Here is a 23,215-nt window from a genome sequence, read left to right on the forward strand (position 1 = left end):
TCACACGGTTTCGCGTCTAACATTACTGACTCAAGCGCCCTATTCAGACTCGCTTTCGCTACGGATCCGCACCTGAAGTGCTTAACCTTGCCAGCAACGTTAACTCGTAGGCTCATTATGCAAAAGGCACGCCGTCACAGCTTTTGCTGCTCCGACCGCTTGTAGGCGTATGGTTTCAGGTTCTATTTCACTCCGTTATTCACGGTTCTTTTCACCTTTCCTTCACAGTACTGGTTCACTATCGGTCTCTCAGGAGTATTTAGCCTTAGCGGATGGTCCCGCCAGATTCAGACAGGGTTTCACGTGCCCCGCCCTACTCAGGATACCACTATCCTTTATATTCCTTACTTATACGGGACTATCACCCTCTGTGGTTAACCTTTCCAGGTTATTCTAATTCGGTTTACAAGAAATATTGTGGTCCTACAACCCCAGTATTGCCGTAACAACACTGGTTTGGGCTAATGCGCTTTCGCTCGCCACTACTTACGCAATCACTTTTGTTTTCTTCTCCTCCGCCTACTTAGATGTTTCAGTTCAGCGGGTTCGCCTCCTATTGGATACTATGTCTTCAACATAGTGGGTTGCCCCATTGGGATATCTGCGGATCAATTCGTATGTGCCAATCCCCGCAGCTTTTCGCAGCTTATCACGTCCTTCTTCGCCTCTGAGAGCCTAGGCATCCCCCATACGCCCTTATTTTGCTTATTGTTTTCTTTTTTTTAGTGATTAGCTCTAAGTAATTAGTGACTAGTCCTAAGACTAATTACTATTCACTCTTTACTAATTACTAAAGTGTTCTTTCTACTTGTTTGTATGTTTATCTCAATATGTCAATGAACTTTACTCAATTTGAAGATTTTAAGATTCGTTAATTTGAAAATGATGATCATTTTCAAATTTTCAAATCAATTCATTTTCAAATCAATTTGGTGGAGAATATCGGAGTCGAACCGATGACCTCCTGCGTGCAAGGCAGGCGCTCTAGCCAGCTGAGCTAATCCCCCAATCTTTTTTCTATTTTGGATGTTGAATTATTTTTTTGAATTATTTTTCAAATTCATCATTTAAAATTTATAATTCAAAATTCGCTTCTAGAATTTCCTTGTGCTTTAAAAAGTAGTCCCGGGCAGACTCGAACTGCCGACCCCTACATTATCAGTGTAGTACTCTAACCAGCTGAGCTACGAGACTCTGTATTTTAAGCCTTTTCTTTTTTTTGAATTAACAGCGAGAGTAAGTTTTTTTAATTTAGTATCTAAATTAAAAAATAGCTTCTTTTTTGTCTCTAGAAAGGAGGTGTTCCAGCCGCACCTTCCGGTACGGCTACCTTGTTACGACTTAGCCCTAGTTACCAGTTTTACCCTAGGCAGCTCCTTGCGGTCACCGACTTCAGGTACCCCCAGCTTCCATGGCTTGACGGGCGGTGTGTACAAGGCCCGGGAACGTATTCACCGCAGCATGGCTGATCTGCGATTACTAGCGAATCCAGCTTCACGGAGTCGAGTTGCAGACTCCGATCCGAACTGAGAACGGTTTTGTAGATTCGCTCCTACTTGCGTAGTGGCTGCTCTCTGTACCGTCCATTGTAGCACGTGTGTAGCCCAAGGCGTAAGGGCCGTGATGATTTGACGTCATCCCCACCTTCCTCGCGGTTTGCACCGGCAGTCTTGCTAGAGTTCCCGACATGACTCGCTGGCAACTAGCAACAGGGGTTGCGCTCGTTATAGGACTTAACCTGACACCTCACGGCACGAGCTGACGACAACCATGCAGCACCTTGAAAAACGTCCGAAGAAAGATCTGTTTCCAAATCTGTCGTTTCCCATTTAAGCCTTGGTAAGGTTCCTCGCGTATCATCGAATTAAACCACATGCTCCTCCGCTTGTGCGGGCCCCCGTCAATTCCTTTGAGTTTCACTCTTGCGAGCGTACTCCCCAGGTGGGATACTTATCACTTTCGCTTAGCCACTCAGATTGCTCCAAACAGCTAGTATCCATCGTTTACGGCGTGGACTACCAGGGTATCTAATCCTGTTCGCTCCCCACGCTTTCGTCCATCAGCGTCAATATACTCGTAGTAACCTGCCTTCGCAATCGGTATTCCATGTAATCTCTAAGCATTTCACCGCTACACTACATATTCTAGTTACTTCCAAGTAATTCAAGTCTTACAGTATCAATGGCCGTTTGATCGTTGAGCGACCAGATTTCACCACTGACTTATAAAACCGCCTACGGACCCTTTAAACCCAATGATTCCGGATAACGCTTGGATCCTCCGTATTACCGCGGCTGCTGGCACGGAGTTAGCCGATCCTTATTCTTACAGTACCGTCAAGCTCCCTTACAAGGGAGGGTTTCTTCCTGTACAAAAGCAGTTTACAATCCATAGGACCGTCATCCTGCACGCGGCATGGCTGGTTCAGGCTTGCGCCCATTGACCAATATTCCTCACTGCTGCCTCCCGTAGGAGTCTGGTCCGTGTCTCAGTACCAGTGTGGGGGATCTCCCTCTCAGGACCCCTACCCATCGTTGCCTTGGTATGCCGTTACCACACCAACTAGCTAATGGGACGCATGCTCATCTTGTACCGTTGGAACTTTAATAATCAAATGAGGCCATCTGAAAATACTATGGGGTATTAATCCAAATTTCTCTGGGCTATCCCCCTGTACAAGGTAGATTGCATACGCGTTACGCACCCGTGCGCCGGTCTCAAAGGAGCAAGCTCCTTCTACCCCTCGACTTGCATGTGTTAAGCCTGCCGCTAGCGTTCATCCTGAGCCAGGATCAAACTCTTCATCGTATGTTTTTACAGCTTTTCAGCTATTTGTTTTTGACAAAGAATGCTAGGTTTTTCTTACTCTCTTAAATTTTTATCTGTTTTAACATTGCTGTTAAAACGTGCTGTCAATCCAATATGTCTATGAACTTATTTATTTACTTTTTTCGCTTTCAACTTAACGTCTTAGCGGGTGCAAAGGTAGTGTTTCTTTTAGTATTTCCAAGCTTTTTTTTACTTTTTTTTGAAAATTTATTTAAAACTGGTTTTCTTATTCTAAAGAACTTTTTTTTGCTTTGTTGAGATAAAAAATCCCCTGGTAGTCAGGGGATGTTCTATGTCGAATTCTGACTTGTATCAGAATAAAGAAAGGCGGCGATCTACTCTCCCACAAAATGCAGTACCATCGACGCTGGCGGGCTTAACTTCTCTGTTCGAAATGGGAAGAGGTGAGCCCCGCCGCAATAACCACCTTAAGGTTTTAAGTCTAAAGTCGAATGTCGTAAAGTTTCCTTTGGACTTTCTTATTTAAGACTGTCTCGTTTTTAAACGAAACAAATATTTTAACATATTGAGATAAATATTTAATTTGGAAAGAATTTTACGAGCCCCCTGAGGTTCCCCCTTTGGGGGTTAGGGGGCTCTTACAATAAGCTTACGGGTTATTAGTACTACTTGACTGTGACATTACTGCCTTTACATCTATAGCCTATCAACGTGGTCATCTTCCACGACCCTTAAAAGAAATCTCATCTTGTGGTGGGTTTCGCGCTTATATGCTTTCAGCGCTTATCCCTTCCCAACGTAGCTACTCTGCGGTGCTCCTGGCGGAACAACAGATACACCAGTGGTTGGTCCAACTCGGTCCTCTCGTACTAGAGTCAGATCCACTCAAATTTCTAACGCCCACAGTAGATAGAGACCGAACTGTCTCACGACGTTCTGAACCCAGCTCGCGTGCCACTTTAATGGGCGAACAGCCCAACCCTTGGGACCTTCTCCAGCCCCAGGATGTGACGAGCCGACATCGAGGTGCCAAACCCCCCCGTCGATATGAGCTCTTGGGGGAGATCAGCCTGTTATCCCCGGCGTACCTTTTATCCTTTGAGCGATGGCCCTTCCATGCGGAACCACCGGATCACTATGCTCTACTTTCGTACCTGATCGACCTGTATGTCTCTCAGTCAAGCTCCCTTATGCCATTGCACTCTACGCACGGTTACCAAGCGTGCTGAGGGAACCTTTAGAAGCCTCCGTTACTCTTTTGGAGGCGACCACCCCAGTCAAACTACCCACCAAGCAATGTCCTCCACAATATGGAGTTAGGCCTCAGATAAGCAAAGGGTGGTATTTCAACAATGACTCCACAACGCCTAGCGACGCCATTTCACAGTCTCCCACCTATCCTACACATCACTTATCCAAGGTCAATACTAAGCTATAGTAAAGGTGCACAGGGTCTTTTCGTCCCACTGCGGGTAATCGGCATCTTCACCGATACTACAATTTCACCGAGCTCATGGCTGAGACAGTGTCCAGATCGTTACACCATTCGTGCAGGTCGGAACTTACCCGACAAGGAATTTCGCTACCTTAGGACCGTTATAGTTACGGCCGCCGTTTACTGGGGCTTCAATTCAATGCTTCTGATTGCTCATAACATCTCCTCTTAACCTTCCAGCACCGGGCAGGTGTCAGGCCCTATACTTCATCTTACGATTTGGCAGAGCCCTGTGTTTTTGATAAACAGTCGCCTGGACCTTTTCACTGCGGCCAGCTTGCGCTGGCGACCTTTCTCCCGAAGTTACAGGTCTATTTTGCCTAATTCCTTAGCCATGAATCTCTCGAGCGCCTTAGGATACTCTCCTCAACTACCTGTGTCGGTTTACGGTACGGGTACTTATAATCTATGTTTAGAAGGTTTTCTTGGCAGCCTTTAGGTACACTATCCCATCATCCGAAGAATCCGAGTACTATCGCATTTCACCAGTCCCAGCGGATTTGCCTACCGGGCCTATAGCTAGGTGCTTTAACGAACTATTCCGTCAGTTCGCGGTACTTTCACCACTGCGTCACTCCATCACAATTATAAGTAGTACGGGAATATTAACCCGTTGGCCATCGACTGTTCCTTTCGGATTCGCCTTAGGTCCCGACTAACCCGCAGCTGATTAGCATAGCTGCGGAAACCTTAGTTTTGCGGCGGGGGTGTTTCTCGCACCCCTTATCGTTACTTATGCCTACATTTTCTTTTCTAACCTCTCCAGAAATCCTCACGGAATCCCTTCTACGATGTTAGAATGCTCCCCTACCACTTGACTTTTGTCAAATCCATAGCTTCGGTAGTATACTTATGCCCGATTATTATCCATGCTCGATCGCTCGACTAGTGAGCTGTTACGCACTCTTTAAATGAATGGCTGCTTCCAAGCCAACATCCTAGCTGTCGATGCAATCAAACCGCGTTTGATCAACTTAGTATACATTTGGGGACCTTAGCTGATGGTCTGGGTTCTTTCCCTCTCGGACTGGGACCTTAGCACCCCAGCCCTCACTGCTGTGTATATTATATAGCATTCGGAGTTTGTCAGGAATTGGTAGGCGGTGAAGCCCCCGCATCCAATCAGTAGCTCTACCTCTATATAACTCTACCACTGCGCTGCACCTAAATGCATTTCGGGGAGTACGAGCTATTTCCGAGTTTGATTGGCCTTTCACCCCTACCCACAGGTCATCCGAAGACTTTTCAACGTCAACCGGTTCGGACCTCCACTATGTGTTACCACAGCTTCATCCTGCCCATGGGTAGATCACACGGTTTCGCGTCTAACATTACTGACTCAAGCGCCCTATTCAGACTCGCTTTCGCTACGGATCCGCACCTGAAGTGCTTAACCTTGCCAGCAACGTTAACTCGTAGGCTCATTATGCAAAAGGCACGCCGTCACAGCTTTTGCTGCTCCGACCGCTTGTAGGCGTATGGTTTCAGGTTCTATTTCACTCCGTTATTCACGGTTCTTTTCACCTTTCCTTCACAGTACTGGTTCACTATCGGTCTCTCAGGAGTATTTAGCCTTAGCGGATGGTCCCGCCAGATTCAGACAGGGTTTCACGTGCCCCGCCCTACTCAGGATACCACTATCCTTTATATTCCTTACTTATACGGGACTATCACCCTCTGTGGTTAACCTTTCCAGGTTATTCTAATTCGGTTTACAAGAAATATTGTGGTCCTACAACCCCAGTATTGCCGTAACAACACTGGTTTGGGCTAATGCGCTTTCGCTCGCCACTACTTACGCAATCACTTTTGTTTTCTTCTCCTCCGCCTACTTAGATGTTTCAGTTCAGCGGGTTCGCCTCCTATTGGATACTATGTCTTCAACATAGTGGGTTGCCCCATTGGGATATCTGCGGATCAATTCGTATGTGCCAATCCCCGCAGCTTTTCGCAGCTTATCACGTCCTTCTTCGCCTCTGAGAGCCTAGGCATCCCCCATACGCCCTTATTTTGCTTATTGTTTTCTTTTTTTTAGTGATTAGCTCTAAGTAATTAGTGACTAGTCCTAAGACTAATTACTATTCACTCTTTACTAATTACTAAAGTGTTCTTTCTACTTGTTTGTATGTTTATCTCAATATGTCAATGAACTTTACTCAATTTGAAGATTTTAAGATTCGTTAATTTGAAAATGATGATCATTTTCAAATTTTCAAATCAATTCATTTTCAAATCAATTTGGTGGAGAATATCGGAGTCGAACCGATGACCTCCTGCGTGCAAGGCAGGCGCTCTAGCCAGCTGAGCTAATCCCCCAATCTTTTTTCTATTTTGGATGTTGAATTATTTTTTTGAATTATTTTTCAAATTCATCATTTAAAATTTATAATTCAAAATTCGCTTCTAGAATTTCCTTGTGCTTTAAAAAGTAGTCCCGGGCAGACTCGAACTGCCGACCCCTACATTATCAGTGTAGTACTCTAACCAGCTGAGCTACGAGACTCTGTATTTTAAGCCTTTCCTTTTTTTGAATTAACAGCGAGAGTAAGTTTTTTTAATTTAGTATCTAAATTAAAAAATAGCTTCTTTTTTGTCTCTAGAAAGGAGGTGTTCCAGCCGCACCTTCCGGTACGGCTACCTTGTTACGACTTAGCCCTAGTTACCAGTTTTACCCTAGGCAGCTCCTTGCGGTCACCGACTTCAGGTACCCCCAGCTTCCATGGCTTGACGGGCGGTGTGTACAAGGCCCGGGAACGTATTCACCGCAGCATGGCTGATCTGCGATTACTAGCGAATCCAGCTTCACGGAGTCGAGTTGCAGACTCCGATCCGAACTGAGAACGGTTTTGTAGATTCGCTCCTACTTGCGTAGTGGCTGCTCTCTGTACCGTCCATTGTAGCACGTGTGTAGCCCAAGGCGTAAGGGCCGTGATGATTTGACGTCATCCCCACCTTCCTCGCGGTTTGCACCGGCAGTCTTGCTAGAGTTCCCGACATGACTCGCTGGCAACTAGCAACAGGGGTTGCGCTCGTTATAGGACTTAACCTGACACCTCACGGCACGAGCTGACGACAACCATGCAGCACCTTGAAAAACGTCCGAAGAAAGATCTGTTTCCAAATCTGTCGTTTCCCATTTAAGCCTTGGTAAGGTTCCTCGCGTATCATCGAATTAAACCACATGCTCCTCCGCTTGTGCGGGCCCCCGTCAATTCCTTTGAGTTTCACTCTTGCGAGCGTACTCCCCAGGTGGGATACTTATCACTTTCGCTTAGCCACTCAGATTGCTCCAAACAGCTAGTATCCATCGTTTACGGCGTGGACTACCAGGGTATCTAATCCTGTTCGCTCCCCACGCTTTCGTCCATCAGCGTCAATATACTCGTAGTAACCTGCCTTCGCAATCGGTATTCCATGTAATCTCTAAGCATTTCACCGCTACACTACATATTCTAGTTACTTCCAAGTAATTCAAGTCTTACAGTATCAATGGCCGTTTGATCGTTGAGCGACCAGATTTCACCACTGACTTATAAAACCGCCTACGGACCCTTTAAACCCAATGATTCCGGATAACGCTTGGATCCTCCGTATTACCGCGGCTGCTGGCACGGAGTTAGCCGATCCTTATTCTTACAGTACCGTCAAGCTCCCTTACAAGGGAGGGTTTCTTCCTGTACAAAAGCAGTTTACAATCCATAGGACCGTCATCCTGCACGCGGCATGGCTGGTTCAGGCTTGCGCCCATTGACCAATATTCCTCACTGCTGCCTCCCGTAGGAGTCTGGTCCGTGTCTCAGTACCAGTGTGGGGGATCTCCCTCTCAGGACCCCTACCCATCGTTGCCTTGGTATGCCGTTACCACACCAACTAGCTAATGGGACGCATGCTCATCTTGTACCGTTGGAACTTTAATAATCAAATGAGGCCATCTGAAAATACTATGGGGTATTAATCCAAATTTCTCTGGGCTATCCCCCTGTACAAGGTAGATTGCATACGCGTTACGCACCCGTGCGCCGGTCTCAAAGGAGCAAGCTCCTTCTACCCCTCGACTTGCATGTGTTAAGCCTGCCGCTAGCGTTCATCCTGAGCCAGGATCAAACTCTTCATCGTATGTTTTTACAGCTTTTCAGCTATTTGTTTTTAACAAAGAATGCTAGGTTTTTCTTACTCTCTTAAATTTTTATCTGTTTTAACATTGCTGTTAAAACGTGCTGTCAATCCAATATGTCTATGAACTTATTTATTTACTCTTTTCGCTTTCAACTTAACGTCTTAGCGGGTGCAAAGGTAGTGTTTCTTTTTAATTTACCAAATCTTTTTTTGAAAACTTTTTTTGAAGTAAGCTTCATTATTTTGACTGGTTTTTTCAATGAACATTTCCCTTGCGGACGGCAAAGGTACACTCTTTTTTTTGTTTTTTACAAGTTTCTTGCTTTCTTTTTTTTCTTTTTTTTGTTATCTTTTATAAATCAATTAGTTATCGTTTTTTATTTGTGTTTTTCCTTTTAAATGGTCTTTATTATTGTTGTTGTTGGTGGTTTTAATAATAGGTATGTACGTGTTTTGTTTTTGCTTTGATGGATTTTTGACCGTTTTTTCTTAGAGTATTTGTGCCTTTATCATTCTATGGTCTGTTTTGGATTGTTTTGTTTTTAAAGGGTGGTTTGCGTGAGGGATGGCAGTGGCATCCTTTTGCTGAATGGCTATAGCTTTTTTTTGTGAGGGTTTCTTTAGCAAAAGATAGAACGGACAGCCCGACCCGAAGGGGCACGCCCATAGGGTTATTGAGAAACTATTTTTTTTGTACTTAAGCCATTTCTAATTAAGAAGGGTTATTTTCTTCTTGCAAGAGAAAATAACCCTTCTTAATTATGCTTTATTTTTGTAGTTCAGGATGTCTTTCTTTATAGTCTTTTACTTTTTGACGCCAACTTTTTTGAAGTTCGTTATAGTTATGCCCTAATTTAGATTCTTGCGCTACCAATCTACCATCTATGAAGGAACGATATAAAACGCTTTCTATAAGATAATCTTCTGCAATTAGATTGGGTTCGTATTTTGTTTTTAAATTTATATCAAATAAACTTGCTGTATTGTTAGCCCAAAAGGCTTTCCAACCATTTTTTAAATCAGCTATTAATTCATAGGTGGTAATACCTGTTTGACGATGAATTAGTTTGACTAAAACTTGCCCCTCTTTTCGGCTTAATTTTTTTAATTGTTCTTCAAATTCTTCTGTTAAAAATTTTTCAACTAGTTTAAAGTATTTTTTTTTATCACGCTCTGTTTTTAAAAGTTTCATTCCATTGTTAAGGGCTACCAATCTATCAGCTGCTATTTTTGCGTAAGGATACGTTCTCATCACTCTCCGTTTTAGAATCATAAAACGTTTTCGTTCTTCTTCGTTTTTAAAATTATAGGCTCTATTAGTTACCAAGACTTCTTCTAATTGGTAAGATACTTGTGCTATTGTGTCCTTTATATCTAGTTTTTTCTCGATTTCGGTAGAATCGACTTTTACCTCTTGAGCCGTAACGGTTAGTACGGAAAAAAGTAGAAAAACTACACTTATGTTGTATTTGTACATTTGATATTTATTTTTGGTTCAAAATTATACATTTATTCAACAAGTGTTGTACCATTTTTTTATTTTAGCAAAAAAAAATTATGAATACTGAATCAATATTAAATGACTTTTCTATAAGCTTTTTAGAACGCTATTTAAACAATGCGTCTCCTACGGGATATGAGAGTGAAGGGCAAAAAATTTGGATGGATTATCTTAAACCTTATGTAGATACTTTTATCACGGATACATACGGGACGGCTGTTGGTGTTATAAATCCAGATGCTCCTTATAAGGTGGTAATAGAAGGGCATAGTGATGAAATATCGTGGTATGTGAATTATATTACAGAAGATGGTTTAATATATGTTATCCGTAATGGGGGTTCTGACCATCAAATTGCTCCCTCAAAAAGGGTAAACATTCATACTAAAAATGGTATTGTAAAGGGGGTTTTTGGCTGGCCTGCTATTCACACACGCGGAAGAGGTAAGGAAGAAAGTGCTTCCTTACATAATATTTTTATAGATTGTGGATGTAGTAGTAAGGAAGAAGTAGAATCATTAGGTGTGTATGTGGGTTGTGTTATTACATATCCAGATGAGTTTATGATTTTAAATAACAATAAATTTGTATGTCGTGCTATAGACAACCGAATGGGTGGTTTTATGATAGCTGAAGTAGCGCGCTTACTAAAAGAGAATGATAAAAAATTGCCTTTTGGTTTGTATATAGTAAATTCGGTACAGGAGGAAGTTGGATTACGCGGTGCTGAAATGATTACGCAAACTATTAAGCCTAATGTTGCGATTGTAACTGACGTATGTCATGATACTACGACTCCTATGATTGATAAAAAAATTGAAGGTGATTTAAAAATAGGTCGTGGTCCTGTTATAGCTTATGCTCCTGCTGTTCAGAATAGACTACGGGAATTAATTGTTGATACGGCTATGGAAAAAGCAATTCCATTTCAAAGACACGCAAGTTCAAGAGTAACTGGTACAGACACGGATGCTTTTGCTTATAGTAATGGTGGGGTTGCATCTGCTTTGATTTCTTTACCTTTACGCTATATGCACACAACTGTTGAAATGGTACATAGAGAGGATGTGGAGAATGTCATTAAATTAATTTATGAAATCCTTTTAAAAATTGAAAACAATGAAACTTTTTCTTATTTTAAATAGGAAATGGTTTTATTGATTAAAAAATCCACTCGGTTTTATTCGAGTGGATTTTTCTTTAATGTTTTAAAGAATCTTTTTTATTTTTTTGTCATTTTTTTAGAGAATGTTTTTCCTGACAATGTGGTTATCTTTATTATATATAAACCCGTTTTTAAAGATTCTAGTCGTTCTATATGAATTAGATTTTCGTTTAAAGGATGAAGATTAACAAGTATTTCCTCTCCTAGAATAGTAAAAAGTTTTGCTTCTTTTATTTTTTCATCTATAGAAATTTCTATATTGGAATTAAAAGGATTAGGATATATATTTAAAGTTGCTTGTTTATCAAATTGATTATTTGCCAAAAGGTCTCTTTCCATTAGACCTGTATCTATAAGATTTTCTTTTTGCCATAATTTTTCTCTACTAGGGTGATGTAATGCTTTATACATACGTTGTACTTGTCCTTTTGTAAACATTTTGTAACAACCATGAGATCCATTATATCCCATATAATTTTCGCTATTAATTTTTTCTCTATTGCAATTAATGGCCGACATACATCTAGTATTTGCTACTGCAGAATCTTCTTGTGGGGTATCATCTACTTCATCTGTTCCAGTACATCCATTTTCAAAAGTATGTATTAATCCTAAAAAGTGAGCAAATTCATGAGTGAGTGTAGAAGCAAATTCAACATCTGTATTACCATAAATAGATGTCCCGCTATAAACTATTCTAGAAAAATTATTTTTTGTTTTTTCTTGATCTGGATATGTAGCTACACCTGAATTATTTTTCTGATCATCAAAAAGGTCATTTTGAATATATACATTGATGTATTTATTGTTATCCCAGGCATATTTCGTTTGTATCAAATCTTTAATCGTTTGAGTATTTTTTCCAAAACCTTTTTCATCTTTGTCATAAAAATTAACACACCCTTCTGGCCTATCCTTTCCTCTCTTCCCTATTTTGGCTAGTTCAAACTTTATATTTAATTTAGATTTTATAGGTTCAAAATCGGGATCGACACTATCATAATCATCATTGAGTCCATTAAAATCTTCATTTACTTTTTCTAAGGCTTTTTTTATTTTTTCGGTTGTAATCTTTTTATCATCTGTTTCATAATAAGCATTTGGGGTTGCTTTTTTTGTTTCTGGATAGTAAACATATCCAGCATCAAAAACATGAAAAACAACGGGTATGATAAATTCTTTTTTTAGATCTTCATCTGTTATTATGGGCAATTGTACCTCTTGATCCCATTTTATCTTTGCTTTTACTCTTGAATTATTGTTCTCATTGGTATTGGTTTCTGTTATCTTACATTTTATATTTTGAGCAAAAATGGAATAACTTATTATTGAGACTAATATTAGAAGTTCTTTTTTTATTTTAATCATTTTCCTATTTATTTTATTAAATTATTAAATATTAGTATTAGGTGTATAAAATATTGTTCATATAATTGAGTGTTTTTGTTTTTTGTTATTTGTTATTTTATTAAAACAAGGTCCTCTATTATATTTTTTTTACAAGTCCTAGATGTATTCGTTTATCTTTTTTAGAAAAGAACACTTATCTAAAAAATAGATTGATTGTTTTGACTATTGATTAATGGTCAAAAAGCGTAATTCGTTTTTTGAGTTAAGTATAACTCTTACAATAAATAGGGTTTAGCTGAAGGTAACATTTAACAGAAAAAAAGACAACATAGTACTTAGGATTGATCCTTTTATAACAGAGGACAATCCTAAGTAAAGGCTTTTAAAAAAACGTCCTTTTTATATAAATTTTATTAGAAATAAAACGTATGGGGCAACAACCAATTATCTACTAATTATGTTTGTAATAGATTCAGATTTTATGGGGAATTTAAGAGTAGATAGGTGTAATTATTTTATTCTAATATAGCAACAACTCTTGATGGTCCTGCTGAAGCGCCTTTTAATTTTAAAGGGAAACAAGCAATTTTGAAACCTGTATAAGGCAATTCATCTAAATTAACTAACTGTTCCATGTGACAATATTCATGATCTACTCCTACTAGATGCCCTTCCCAAAAAATATCGCTTCGATTATTTTTTTTTGCTTGTTCTATTTGGTAAGGCAAGGGTAAATCCCAACCCCATTGATCAATTCCCATTACTTTTACTCCTTTTTGGATTAAGAATAATGTGGCTTCCGCAGACATCCCTGTTCCTTTTTTATAATAATTTTTGTCGTATATATATTTATCACGACCTGTTTTTATTAAAACTATATTTCCTGGTTGAATATTTATTTGTTGTTGGTTTAGAAAATTTTCGATATCGTTTTTTGTTATTATATCAAAGTCTTTTTTGTGTTTCATGTCTATAATAACGCCATTACCATAGCACCATTCTAATGGTATTTGCTCAATCGTTTTAGCAGGTTTTCCCTCACAAAAGGGACCATAATGATAGGGTGCATCTAAATGAGTCGTAGCATGTACGCCTAATTGTTTAATCATATCATCAGCCCATCCGGTAAAATGTTTCGGAAATAAATTAAAGGGTAACCCAAACAATCTTATAATCCATTTTGATTTTTTGTGAGGTTTATGTTTGATCTTAACTTTCATAAAGAAAGGATCATTAGCGTTTTGATAAATTGTTTTGGATAGATCAATTATTTTCATGTTTATTTTTTTTAATATTAACCAGAAGATAATAATTATAAAATGGAATTAGTATGGTATCTTTAATATAAATACCCTATATGATATAGTAAAAAAGTATTTCCTAAGTACTTTTTTAGATTTATTTGGCAAAACGATCTATGATTCGTTAGAATAGTCTCTTAAAAAGGTACAACATTAACTTTTAAAAGATAGAAGGATTGGGAATATTTCACTGAGGCTGTCGAAAAAAATATCCTCTTTATCCTTCCGACCAAAAGGGAAAATCGTATTGATACTAACCATGTGTTTTCTTCTAATGGTGAAATGATAACGAACCGCTAAGTTATTTATTTTCAAACAGCCCCGTAAAATTGATTTTATATATTTAAGAGTATTTGTATTGAAATCTTATAATTCAATTTCGATTTCTCTTTTGAGATTTTTTAAAGATTGCTCGTTAACATTATATAATTCTAATTCTACAATTAATTTTCCTTGTTTTTTGACGGCTGAGTTTATTTGAAAATAAGGATTAATTAATAATATATCTTGATGAAGTACTCTTGTACTTATAGGTAATAAGGCTTCTACTGAAATATTATATTGAGTTGCCTCTCCATTTCGCAGTTTTAATGCTAATTGATTATCTGGTAAACGAATAACAGAACTTTCTCCCAGTGTATTAATAATATTATCTTTTCTGATAACTCCAAATTGAGCCATTTTTATCCAACGATGTGATGTTTTTTTTACTTTTTCTAGAACGTTACCATCAGGAGTATTTATTAAATAACGTATCATATATTGGTTTAATTCACTTGTTGTTTGAGCAACTAATTCTTTAGATAAGTCAGACAATGGTTTAAATCCTTCAAAATCATATTCAAAATTGGCTAATTCAACATCATTTTTTGTTAACAAAGATAAACGACATGATATAGAATTCTCGCTTCTGTCTAAATTTTTACTATTATCTACTAATTCTAAATTAAAATCGTCTGATACATTTGTTAAATCAGCATAAAAATCTCCAAAATATTCAAAAGTCCCTTGAACGTAGTATTTTTTTATTTGATCTTTATTTAGGCTTATCTTTGTTTTATAATACACGTTCTTATCAAAAGATAACCTAATATAGTTTCCTACTGTATTTTTATATTTTATTCTAAAATTAAACGCTCTATCTGTATAGGTTACTTCTACGATTTCTGTGTTTTTCAGATCCTCAGGAGTAAATTTATAGAATTTTCCTGAGGGTGGATTACTTGAATATATATCTACCCATTTACTTAAGTATTCCATAGTAATGAGATCTTTTTTATTTAATCGATAAAAAGCATCAAAATCTATACCTGTCAATTCTTCGGGGTTTTTTTCAAATTCGGGTTTCCAACTTACATTAGCTCTACTTAGCATGTATGAATCATGGGGCTTTTGAACAAAATTAGAAAATGTATATGCTTTTGAAAAAACTTTTGTAGCAAATTTCCCAGAAACTTTCACTGTAATTATCCCTTGTTCAACATCTTTTTTTTCTATTATTGCTTCCTTTACTGATAATTCTTTAGCCTCAATCTTCTTTGATTCTCTTATTGTTGTTATATTATTAGCCGCCTTATCAATATCTTGTGTAGATTCTATATCAAAATATTTCATTAACTCCTCTTCAGTCGGATCTACTGATACAACCACATCAGTAGTCATGTTTGTTTTATCATCCGGTTTTAAATCGTTTAGCTCTTTATCTTTACTACAAGACAGCAATAAATTAATCGAAAGAAGTAAAATCATTTTTTTCATAACGTAATATTTTTTTAAAATTTATTTAGATTTATTTTAAATTAAATCCAAAAAGAGTCAGCAAATATAATGCCAAAAATTAAATAATAAAACTTTTTTGTTTAATTTTATTTAACAAATAGAAATATAAGATCTTTCCAGTACTATTTTTATATCGCTATTATCGATAAAAGGGTTTGCTAATATTAATTTATTGAGTTAATCATTTAATTTCTGTATCTTTAAGTCTTTAAAATCATGTATTATGGAAGTATTTGAAGGACAAAATATACTAAACTTTATAAAAGAATTGCCAAATGATGAATCTTGTAAGGCATATTTAGCACAAATAAAATGGAAAGATGGTTTTATTTGTATGAAGTGTGGTCATACAAAAGGATGTGAAAAATCGGGATATAATTACCAATGTTATAATTGTCAACATGTTGAAAGTGCCACTGCCAATACGTTGTTTCACAAGGTTAAATTTGGTTTACATAAAGCTTTTTGTATTGTGTTCGAAATGACAACTAGTAGTAAAAGTGTATCAAGTATTCAAATGGGCAAACGTTTTGGTATTCGCCAAGGTACTGCTTGGTATTTTATGCAAAAAGTGCGCAAAGCAATGCAAAGTAGCCAGAAATATCCTTTGTCAGAATTGGTTCATGTAGACGAATTTACTGTGGGTGGAAAAGAAGAAGCAAAACAAGGAAGAAGTTATGATTCTAAAAAGAAAAAAGCAGTAATAGCAGTAGAATTAAACCAAAAACATCAGATAAAAAGAGTCTATGTGAAATCTATTGACGACTATTCTTCAAAATCACTAACTCCAATTTTTGAAGAACATATAAGTCAAACGGCAAAGATAGTAACCGATAAATGGAGAGGGTATGAACCTCTAAAAAAACTTTACAATATTGAACAGCAATTAAGTAATAAAGGAAGAAATTTCAACGAATTACATATTATAATAATGCAATTGAAATCTTGGATTAGGACAATACCAACCCATGTTAGTAAATGGCATATTCAAGCTTATTTTGATGAGTTTTGTTTTAGAATAAACCGTTCTCAATTTAAAACAAGTATTTTTCATAAAACCATAGAAAGAATGCTAAATACAAAACCAATTTATCAAAAAAATATAAAACAGATATTAAGTGTATAACTCAATTAATTTATTTGCTGTTTTTAAAAGATTTAATAGCCAAAAAAGTTGGTAAAACAACTGTTATACCATTTAAACTTAAAATATACTGGATTAAAAAGTAAAATTCTCGATCTGTTTTTTCATTTTAAAACAACTCGAACGGACGGTTGAGTATATAATTGAAATCATCGTTCGTTCGAGCGCGAAACGCATCGAGAACCAACACTAATTTTTGTTGCTTTTGTAGAGGTACTATTTTTAAAAAGAAAATTCAAAGTTTAAATGGTATTAGATATTCTAAAACATGACGTTTCGAATAGTTTATTGAAATTCGTTTCAATAAACTATTTTTATTTATGAAAAACTCAAAGAAAAAAAAGCGATATCCAACTTGTAAAAGTCTAGAAATTATAAAATGAGAAATTCGACAAAATAAGCAACAATTTAAGAGTAAGAATTGCAGACAATTATTTACTGCTGGGAATAAATCAGTTTAAAAATCTAATAAATAAATTTGGTTTAAAAATTGGGTAATTGGGATGTGTTTATATTATAAAAGCCAAATGAAACAGTTTTTTGGCCATATTATTAGGTTCCTGATAATTAATTCAAGTTGCTAGTTTAAAAATGAAAAACAAAGCAAAAGGTTAAGTAAATTTGTTTTGCTAACCAATAAACGAAACCCATGCTTTGTAAAGACAAAATTATATCAATTTTTTGTTTAATTGATGATATTTTAAAAGGAATTAATCATCAAGATGATATAAGAAGAAAAGTAAGTGATAGTGAAATCATTCTGACAGCCTTAGTTTCATCGACTAGTTTTTATGGAAATCATGATTCAGCTATTCGATTTATGAAACAATATGGATTTATTCCAGATATGTTAGATAAAAGTAGATTTAACAGAAGATTACACAAAATTGGATCAATCCTATATGAGTTATTTGAGATTATAAGTTCTTATTTTAAAGATATTTGTTGTGAGATGCAATATATAATAGATTCATTTCCAGTAGCATTTTGTCATAATATGCGAATTGCGAATTGTAAAATTGTTAGTGGTAAGAAATGGAGAGGTTATACAGCAAGTATGCGAAGCTATTTCTATGGAATAAAAGTTCAATTACTTACAACAAAAGCAGGAATACCAATTGCTTTTCATTTTACTCCAGGAAAAACTGGAGATGCAAAGGCTATTGGGAAAATGATTGATAAATTGCCAGCTGAAGCATCAATATACGCTGATAGTGCTTATACAAATTATAAATTATACCATTTAAACTTTAAAAATACTGTAAAAAGCTTTTATATAAAACTCATAGCCTGTTATTGATTTAATTAATTCATTCTCAGCTGTTTTTATCAATTCTTCCATTTTTTGATTTAATTCGGCTAGAGTATTATAAATTTTCATTGCAATTTTATCTTTCATCCATTGCCAGATTTTTTCAGCAGGGTTGAGTTCTGGACAATATGGAGGAATTGGTAACAGAAATATGTTCTGAGGAATTATTACATCTTTTGTGGAATGAAATGCTGCATTATCAATTATTATAATCTTTAATTCTGTTGGTTTGTGATTACTAAAATCTTCCAAATATTTTATAAATAATTCTTTACAAACACTCTGTGTTGTCATACAAAAACTCTCACCTGTTATGGGGGAAAAACTTCCCCAAAGCCAATTATAAAGATAACTGTGCTTATAGGTACCAATGGCTTTTATTCCTTTTGCCGTAATAACTCTTTTTTGTTTTGTGATCAACCCCAAGCGACTTTCATCTTGAAAATATAAGTTTACAGATTTGAAATTATTTTTATTAAGAATAATTCTACACTCTTCGAGCTTATTTACAAGGTTTTTTAAAAAACGCTTCCGCGTTTTCATCCTTTTTGTAATGGGATTTTCTTGCTATTTTTAACTTTGATTGATGTTTTCGTCTACAATGAGCGTATAAAGCTCCATAGTTAACCGTTTCGTTTCGTTCTGCTTCAAGTAATTTTAATAATTCTATATAAGATGTAATTGTTGTTTTTGGATCAGTCAATTTCTGCTCAATAGACTTAGCCATTTTATCTGATATTTGCTTAGTATTGTTTCCTCCACTTCTAACACATAACATTTCAGAAATACCTTTTTTTAAATAGTCTTGAACCCAAACTCTTACTGTCTTTTCAGTTCTCCCGAGCTTCTTAGCTATATCACTATAATAAACATATTTCCTTTTCTTAATTAGAATCAAAGTCTTTACTCGGTCTTTCTTCAAAGAAGCTGTTGTCTTGACTAGTAATTTTTCTAAAAAATCAAGATCTTCATTTATTACTATTTGAATTTTCTTTGGCATGCCTAAAATTACAAATTATTCTAGTAAATTCAAAATTAAAATGGTATTAGAAGATTTTGCTAAAGAAGAAAAATGTATTTTATTGAAAGTACAACGAAAATCAAATTCAAAAAGATTTGATACTGAACAACAAAAAAATGAAAAATTAAAAATGAGAAAAAAAGTAGAAACCACAATAAGTGACATTAAAAAATTATTCCCTAGAACAATACATGCAGTCACATTAAATGGATTCCTTATAAAACTAACATTATTCGTTTTTGGACTCCAATTAAATAAGTCGATTAACTAGCAACTTGAATTAATTAATAAAAAAGGATAGCTAAAAAACTATCCTTTTAATTATCGTATAATGATCAAACTTATTACGGATTGGTTGCTCCTCAGACAACCAAAGTCCTCTCTCATTTGATAGGACACTATAAGAATTAAAAGGTAAAAAAACAGTTGGTGTTTTTTTTACCACATTACCGTTTTTATAGATTGACTACTATTTCTTTTTTTCCAATTCCATGACCTATATCAAAATGAAATTGTAATTGAAGCATTAATTTACCTTGTTTTTTAACTGCTGACGTTATCTGAAAACTAAAGTTAGAGCTTATGTATATATCTTTATGTTCAATGTTTTCACTCAAAGGTACAAGTATAGAATTTTTAGGATCATTATTGGATTTTTCTTTTAACTTTAGCGCTAATTGTCCATTTGATAAACGAATAACAAGATCATCTCCTAGGGTATTAATAATATTATCTTCTCTAATCATACCGTATTGAAGCTCTTTTTCAATTTTATCACGTAAAGGAGAAACTATTGCTTTTACATCTCCATCAGGTATATCTTTCAAAATATCTTGCATATAACGATCTAGCCCATCGGTTGTTTGAACTATAAATTCTTTAGAAAAGTCAGATGAAGTCTTGAAACCAGAAATTGTATATTGAGAGATATTAACTAACTTTTCATTTCCATTTCCTTTTTCTAATAAAGAAACAGAACAATAAAAACGACTTTCTCTCTCACTTATACTGGTCCTAATAATATCTAAAACAAAATCATTTGGGATTTTAAACAACCTTTGTTTGAACTGTTCTAAATTTTGATACACACCAGTCACATAATATTTTCTTACTTCATCTTTGTTTAAAACAATCTTTTTTGTATAGTATTTTTCTTTATCAAATTTAAACATCAATTTACATGAATGTTTTTTATATTCTGAAATTAGTTCTATATATGTAAATCCAGCTTTGAAATTTTTTATTTCTGTAATTTTAATATTTTTTAAATCTTCAGAAGTAAATTTATATGCCTCATCAGAGTTTGGTTTTTTAGAATAGAAATCAAACCATTTACTTAGGTATTCTATAGTAGATAAATCAAACTTTTTTAACCTATAAAAGGCATCAAAATCCAGATCTGTTAATTCTCCATTATTGTCTTTAAATTCAGGTTTCCATTCCATTTGAATATTTCTGGCAATATATGAATCTTCAGAATAATCAATAGGTCCATCTGACGAGCAAGAAAACGTATATGATTTAGAAAAGGGCTTATTAGCAAATTTTCCTGAAATTTTTGCAATTACCTCTCCTTTAACAGCATCTTTTTTTTCTATTATGGTATTCTCAACTAATAAATCAACCTGTTTATACCCTACTTTTTTAAGTCCTCTCGTGTTAGTAATACTATTAACGATTTCATCTGCCTTTTTAATAGATGTTACTGGAAAATCAAAATATTGTTTTATATCATTTTCTGTTGGGTCTTGAGCAGCTATATCAGTAGGTTGGTTTGTATTTAGATTAACCCAATCTTTATCATTACTACAAGATAGTAGTAAGTTAATCAAAAGAACTAAAATTACTTTTTTCATATTATTATATTTATAGACTTATTTTTATAAGTCAGATCAAGAGTGCAAATATAACAAAAAATTAAATATGTTTTTTTTCATTCAAAAAAGTTACAACATTCTTTTCAATTCGTTGATAAATATTTGAAATATCTGATTTCTCAAATTTTTCCCCAATAATATTTTCGTATAATTCTATATATCTATCAGAAACGGTTCCTATGTATTCGTCAGTCATTTCAGGTATTTCTTGCCCTTCCAACCCTTGAAATCCATTTGAAATTAACCACTGACGCACAAATTCTTTTGATAATTGTTTTTGATCTTCTCCTCTATTTTGTCTTTCTTGGTAACCATCAGCATAAAAATAGCGAGAGGAATCAGGTGTATGAATTTCATCAATTAAAACAATCGTTCCTTCTTTCGTTTTACCAAATTCATATTTAGTATCTACCAAAATTAATCCCTGTGATGCGGCAATTTCAGTACCTCTTTGAAACAAATCACGTGTATATTTTTCTAAAACTAAATAATCTTCTTCAGAAACAATTCCTTTAGCTAGAATTGTTTCTCTTGAAATATCTTCATCATGCACTCCTACCGCTGCTTTAGTTGTGGGTGTAATTATAGGGTCTGGAAATTTATCATTGGGTTTCATCCCTTCCGGCATTGTAACACCGCATAATGTACGTTTTCCTGCGTTATATTCACGAGCTGCATGACCAGATAAGTATCCTCTAATAACCATTTCTACTTTAAAAGGTTCGCATAAATGACCAATTGCTACATTAGGGTCTGGTGTTGCCACTAACCAATTTGGCACAATATCCTTTGTCATTTCCATGAATTTTGTGGCAATTTGATTTAAAATTTGTCCTTTGTAGGGAATTCCTTTAGGCATGATAACATCGAAAGCTGATAGTCTATCCGTAGCAATCATTACTAATAGATCATCATTGATATTATAAACTTCACGTACTTTTCCGTGATAAACTGATTTTTGCCCAGGAAAATTAAACTGGGTAGAAGTAATAGTATTCATTTCTGTTGTGTTGTTATAATTTACATTTATTGTAAACAGTCTTACAAAAATAAAGGTTTCCTATTTACTCACAAGATAAATCCTTTTTTTATTTGTTGTATTTAAAATACAACTTATTCGTTTTTTTTAATATATTTGTTCCATAAAACACAATTTATAATGACAACAACCGAAAAAGAATTAATTAAAGCAACTATTCCTGTATTAAGAGAAAACGGTGTATTATTAACAAAACATTTCTACAATAGAATGTTTGCTCATAATCCTGAATTGAAAAATATTTTTAATTTAGGAAATCAAGCAAGTGGTAAACAACAAACTGCCTTAGCAATGGCTGTATTAGCTTATGCAGAACATATAGAAAACCCAAGTGTTTTAATAAACACTCTCAAATCAATTGGTAACAAACACGTTAGTCTTAATATTACTAAAGAGCAATATGAAATTGTAGGAAATCATCTAATCGCTTCTATAAAAGAAGTCCTACAAGAATCGGCAACAGCGGATTTATTAAGTGCTTGGACAAAAGCTTACGGGCAATTAGCTCAACTAATGATACAAATAGAAGAAGAAATGTATCAAAATAATCTTAGCAAAAAAGGAGGATGGAAAGGATGGAGAAGTTTTATCATTACCAGAATCATTGAAGAAAGTGAAGAGATTAAATCCTTTTATTTAGCTCCTAAAGACAACGAAGCAATTGCTGATTACCTCCCTGGACAATACATTACAATCAAAACTCATATAGAAGAATTAGGGCATGAACAACCAAGACAATACAGTCTTTCATCCTCATTTAACGAAAAATATTATAGAATATCTGTAAAATCAGAAAAAGGCACTAACAATAATCCTGACGGATTAGTTTCTAATGCTCTACATCATAAAAAAGAAGGAAGCGAAGTATTTGTATCAGCTCCTGCAGGCATTTTTAATATTGGAAAAAAAATAGATTATCCAATGGTTCTAATAAGCGGAGGAATAGGAATTACTCCACTATTAAGTATGCTTCAAAGCCAAAAAGATTATGACAATCAGACTATATGGATACATAGTTGTCGTAATGAAAAAGTACAAGCATTTAAAGATGAAATAGAAGAAATAGCTCAAAAAGACAAAAACTTAAAATCATATACATATTATGAACAAATAGACTCTGAAACAGATAACATAAGAAGAGGACGCATTAATTTAATGAATCATCAAGAAGAAATTTTAATAGAAGATGCTAAATACTATATTTGTGGTCCAGAATTATTTATAAAATCGCATTATCAATCGCTTATCAACTTAGGTGTGGATAAAAATGCTATTCATTTTGAAGAGTTTGGTCCACAGATTTTAAATCTTAATTAAAAAAGTTT

General features: G+C 35.2%; 11 protein-coding genes, 4 tRNA genes, 5 rRNA genes and 2 pseudogenes (1 of these 22 cut by a window edge). 5 read left to right on the forward strand and 17 right to left on the reverse strand.

From position 1 onward, the window contains the following. The 10 genes from HUE53_RS03040 to HUE53_RS03085 form a co-directional block, all read right to left on the reverse strand. Positions 1-711, reverse strand: a 23S ribosomal RNA gene (locus HUE53_RS03040); it reaches 2,165 nt to the left of the window's first position. A gap of 219 nt (positions 712-930) precedes the next feature. Beyond that, a tRNA-Ala gene (locus tag HUE53_RS03045) sits at positions 931-1,007 on the reverse strand. A 113-nt stretch (positions 1,008-1,120) separates the two neighbouring features. Beyond that, positions 1,121-1,194 (reverse strand) — tRNA-Ile (locus HUE53_RS03050). A gap of 98 nt (positions 1,195-1,292) precedes the next feature. Beyond that, a 16S ribosomal RNA gene (locus HUE53_RS03055) occupies positions 1,293-2,808 on the reverse strand. A 343-nt stretch (positions 2,809-3,151) separates the two neighbouring features. Continuing rightward, a 5S ribosomal RNA gene (gene rrf, locus HUE53_RS03060) occupies positions 3,152-3,260 on the reverse strand. 169 nt (positions 3,261-3,429) lie between these two features. Next, a 23S ribosomal RNA gene (locus tag HUE53_RS03065) occupies positions 3,430-6,305 on the reverse strand. Positions 6,306-6,524: 219 nt separating this feature from the next. Further along, positions 6,525-6,601, reverse strand: a tRNA-Ala gene (locus HUE53_RS03070). A 113-nt stretch (positions 6,602-6,714) separates the two neighbouring features. Continuing rightward, positions 6,715-6,788: transfer RNA gene (locus tag HUE53_RS03075), tRNA-Ile, on the reverse strand. Positions 6,789-6,885: 97 nt separating this feature from the next. After that, a 16S ribosomal RNA gene (locus HUE53_RS03080) occupies positions 6,886-8,401 on the reverse strand. Together the 16S, 23S and 5S rRNA genes with 4 tRNA genes alongside form the textbook arrangement of a ribosomal RNA operon. A 766-nt stretch (positions 8,402-9,167) precedes the next feature. Then, positions 9,168-9,878: a DUF4294 domain-containing protein gene (locus HUE53_RS03085; protein WP_014165641.1), complete on the reverse strand. Its 711-nt coding sequence runs from the start codon at positions 9,876-9,878 to the stop codon at positions 9,168-9,170. Between the two features lie 80 nt (positions 9,879-9,958). Here HUE53_RS03085 and HUE53_RS03090 point away from each other — a divergent pair, with 80 nt between their 5' ends. Continuing rightward, on the forward strand, positions 9,959-11,047 hold the full coding sequence (locus tag HUE53_RS03090) for a M42 family metallopeptidase (RefSeq protein ID WP_014165642.1): 1,089 nt from the start codon (positions 9,959-9,961) through the stop codon (positions 11,045-11,047). A 77-nt stretch (positions 11,048-11,124) separates the two neighbouring features. Here the strand turns inward: HUE53_RS03090 and HUE53_RS03095 are convergent, their stop codons facing one another. The 3 genes from HUE53_RS03095 to HUE53_RS03105 form a co-directional block, all read right to left on the reverse strand. Next, positions 11,125-12,435: a M43 family zinc metalloprotease gene (locus HUE53_RS03095; RefSeq protein ID WP_014165643.1), complete on the reverse strand. Its 1,311-nt coding sequence runs from the start codon at positions 12,433-12,435 to the stop codon at positions 11,125-11,127. A gap of 497 nt (positions 12,436-12,932) precedes the next feature. Then, complete coding sequence (locus HUE53_RS03100; protein ID WP_014165644.1) at positions 12,933-13,694, reverse strand: cyclase family protein; 762 nt, start codon at positions 13,692-13,694, stop codon at positions 12,933-12,935. A gap of 390 nt (positions 13,695-14,084) precedes the next feature. Then, entirely contained in the window at positions 14,085-15,476 is a 1,392-nt protein-coding gene (locus HUE53_RS03105; protein ID WP_192188697.1) for a hypothetical protein, read from the reverse strand. A 244-nt stretch (positions 15,477-15,720) separates the two neighbouring features. Between HUE53_RS03105 and HUE53_RS03110 the strand changes: the two genes are divergently transcribed. Together HUE53_RS03110 and HUE53_RS03115 are read left to right on the forward strand one after the other, a co-directional pair. Then, complete coding sequence (locus tag HUE53_RS03110; protein ID WP_077225357.1) at positions 15,721-16,623, forward strand: IS1595-like element ISFlc1 family transposase; 903 nt, start codon at positions 15,721-15,723, stop codon at positions 16,621-16,623. A gap of 667 nt (positions 16,624-17,290) precedes the next feature. Beyond that, positions 17,291-17,878: pseudogene (locus HUE53_RS03115) on the forward strand (transposase); the annotation flags it as partial. A 6-nt stretch (positions 17,879-17,884) separates the two neighbouring features. Here HUE53_RS03115 and HUE53_RS03120 read toward each other — a convergent pair. Both HUE53_RS03120 and HUE53_RS03125 read right to left on the reverse strand, forming a co-directional pair. After that, a complete protein-coding gene (locus HUE53_RS03120; protein WP_138425281.1) occupies positions 17,885-18,496 on the reverse strand; it encodes an IS630 family transposase in 612 nt (203 codons plus the stop codon). Beyond that, positions 18,456-18,953 (reverse strand): helix-turn-helix domain-containing protein, encoded by a 498-nt coding sequence (locus HUE53_RS03125; RefSeq protein WP_192188698.1) that lies wholly within the window; start codon positions 18,951-18,953, stop codon positions 18,456-18,458. The genes HUE53_RS03120 and HUE53_RS03125 overlap by 41 nt, the downstream gene beginning before the upstream one ends. A 46-nt stretch (positions 18,954-18,999) precedes the next feature. Between HUE53_RS03125 and HUE53_RS03130 the strand changes: the two are divergent. Beyond that, positions 19,000-19,245 (forward strand): annotated as a pseudogene (locus HUE53_RS03130) (IS982 family transposase); the annotation flags it as partial. A 184-nt stretch (positions 19,246-19,429) separates the two neighbouring features. Here the strand turns inward: HUE53_RS03130 and HUE53_RS03135 are convergent. Together HUE53_RS03135 and HUE53_RS03140 are read right to left on the reverse strand one after the other, a co-directional pair. After that, positions 19,430-20,830 (reverse strand): hypothetical protein, encoded by a 1,401-nt coding sequence (locus tag HUE53_RS03135; RefSeq protein ID WP_014165646.1) that lies wholly within the window; start codon positions 20,828-20,830, stop codon positions 19,430-19,432. 61 nt (positions 20,831-20,891) lie between these two features. Beyond that, complete coding sequence (locus HUE53_RS03140) at positions 20,892-21,851, reverse strand: phosphoribosylaminoimidazolesuccinocarboxamide synthase (protein WP_065213306.1); 960 nt, start codon at positions 21,849-21,851, stop codon at positions 20,892-20,894. A 159-nt stretch (positions 21,852-22,010) separates the two neighbouring features. Between HUE53_RS03140 and hmpA the strand changes: the two genes are divergently transcribed. Beyond that, complete coding sequence (gene hmpA / locus HUE53_RS03145; RefSeq protein WP_014165648.1) at positions 22,011-23,207, forward strand: NO-inducible flavohemoprotein; 1,197 nt, start codon at positions 22,011-22,013, stop codon at positions 23,205-23,207. Positions 23,208-23,215 lie beyond the last annotated feature (8 nt).

The organism is Flavobacterium columnare (genome assembly GCF_014844295.1).
GTDB classification, from domain to species: Bacteria; Bacteroidota; Bacteroidia; order Flavobacteriales; family Flavobacteriaceae; genus Flavobacterium; species Flavobacterium columnare.

Coding starts and splice junctions, on each gene's coding strand:
- HUE53_RS03110 (WP_077225357.1), top strand. CDS start 15,721: ATGGAAGTATTTGAAGGACAAAATATACTAAACTTTATAAAAGAATTG.
- HUE53_RS03120 (WP_138425281.1), bottom strand. CDS start 18,496: ATGAAAACGCGGAAGCGTTTTTTAAAAAACCTTGTAAATAAGCTCGAA.
- HUE53_RS03135 (WP_014165646.1), bottom strand. CDS start 20,830: ATGAAAAAAGTAATTTTAGTTCTTTTGATTAACTTACTACTATCTTGT.
- HUE53_RS03125 (WP_192188698.1), bottom strand. CDS start 18,953: ATGCCAAAGAAAATTCAAATAGTAATAAATGAAGATCTTGATTTTTTA.
- HUE53_RS03140 (WP_065213306.1), bottom strand. CDS start 21,851: ATGAATACTATTACTTCTACCCAGTTTAATTTTCCTGGGCAAAAATCA.
- hmpA (WP_014165648.1), top strand. CDS start 22,011: ATGACAACAACCGAAAAAGAATTAATTAAAGCAACTATTCCTGTATTA.
- HUE53_RS03095 (WP_014165643.1), bottom strand. CDS start 12,435: ATGATTAAAATAAAAAAAGAACTTCTAATATTAGTCTCAATAATAAGT.
- HUE53_RS03085 (WP_014165641.1), bottom strand. CDS start 9,878: ATGTACAAATACAACATAAGTGTAGTTTTTCTACTTTTTTCCGTACTA.
- HUE53_RS03100 (WP_014165644.1), bottom strand. CDS start 13,694: ATGAAAATAATTGATCTATCCAAAACAATTTATCAAAACGCTAATGAT.
- HUE53_RS03090 (WP_014165642.1), top strand. CDS start 9,959: ATGAATACTGAATCAATATTAAATGACTTTTCTATAAGCTTTTTAGAA.
- HUE53_RS03105 (WP_192188697.1), bottom strand. CDS start 15,476: ATGAAAAAAATGATTTTACTTCTTTCGATTAATTTATTGCTGTCTTGT.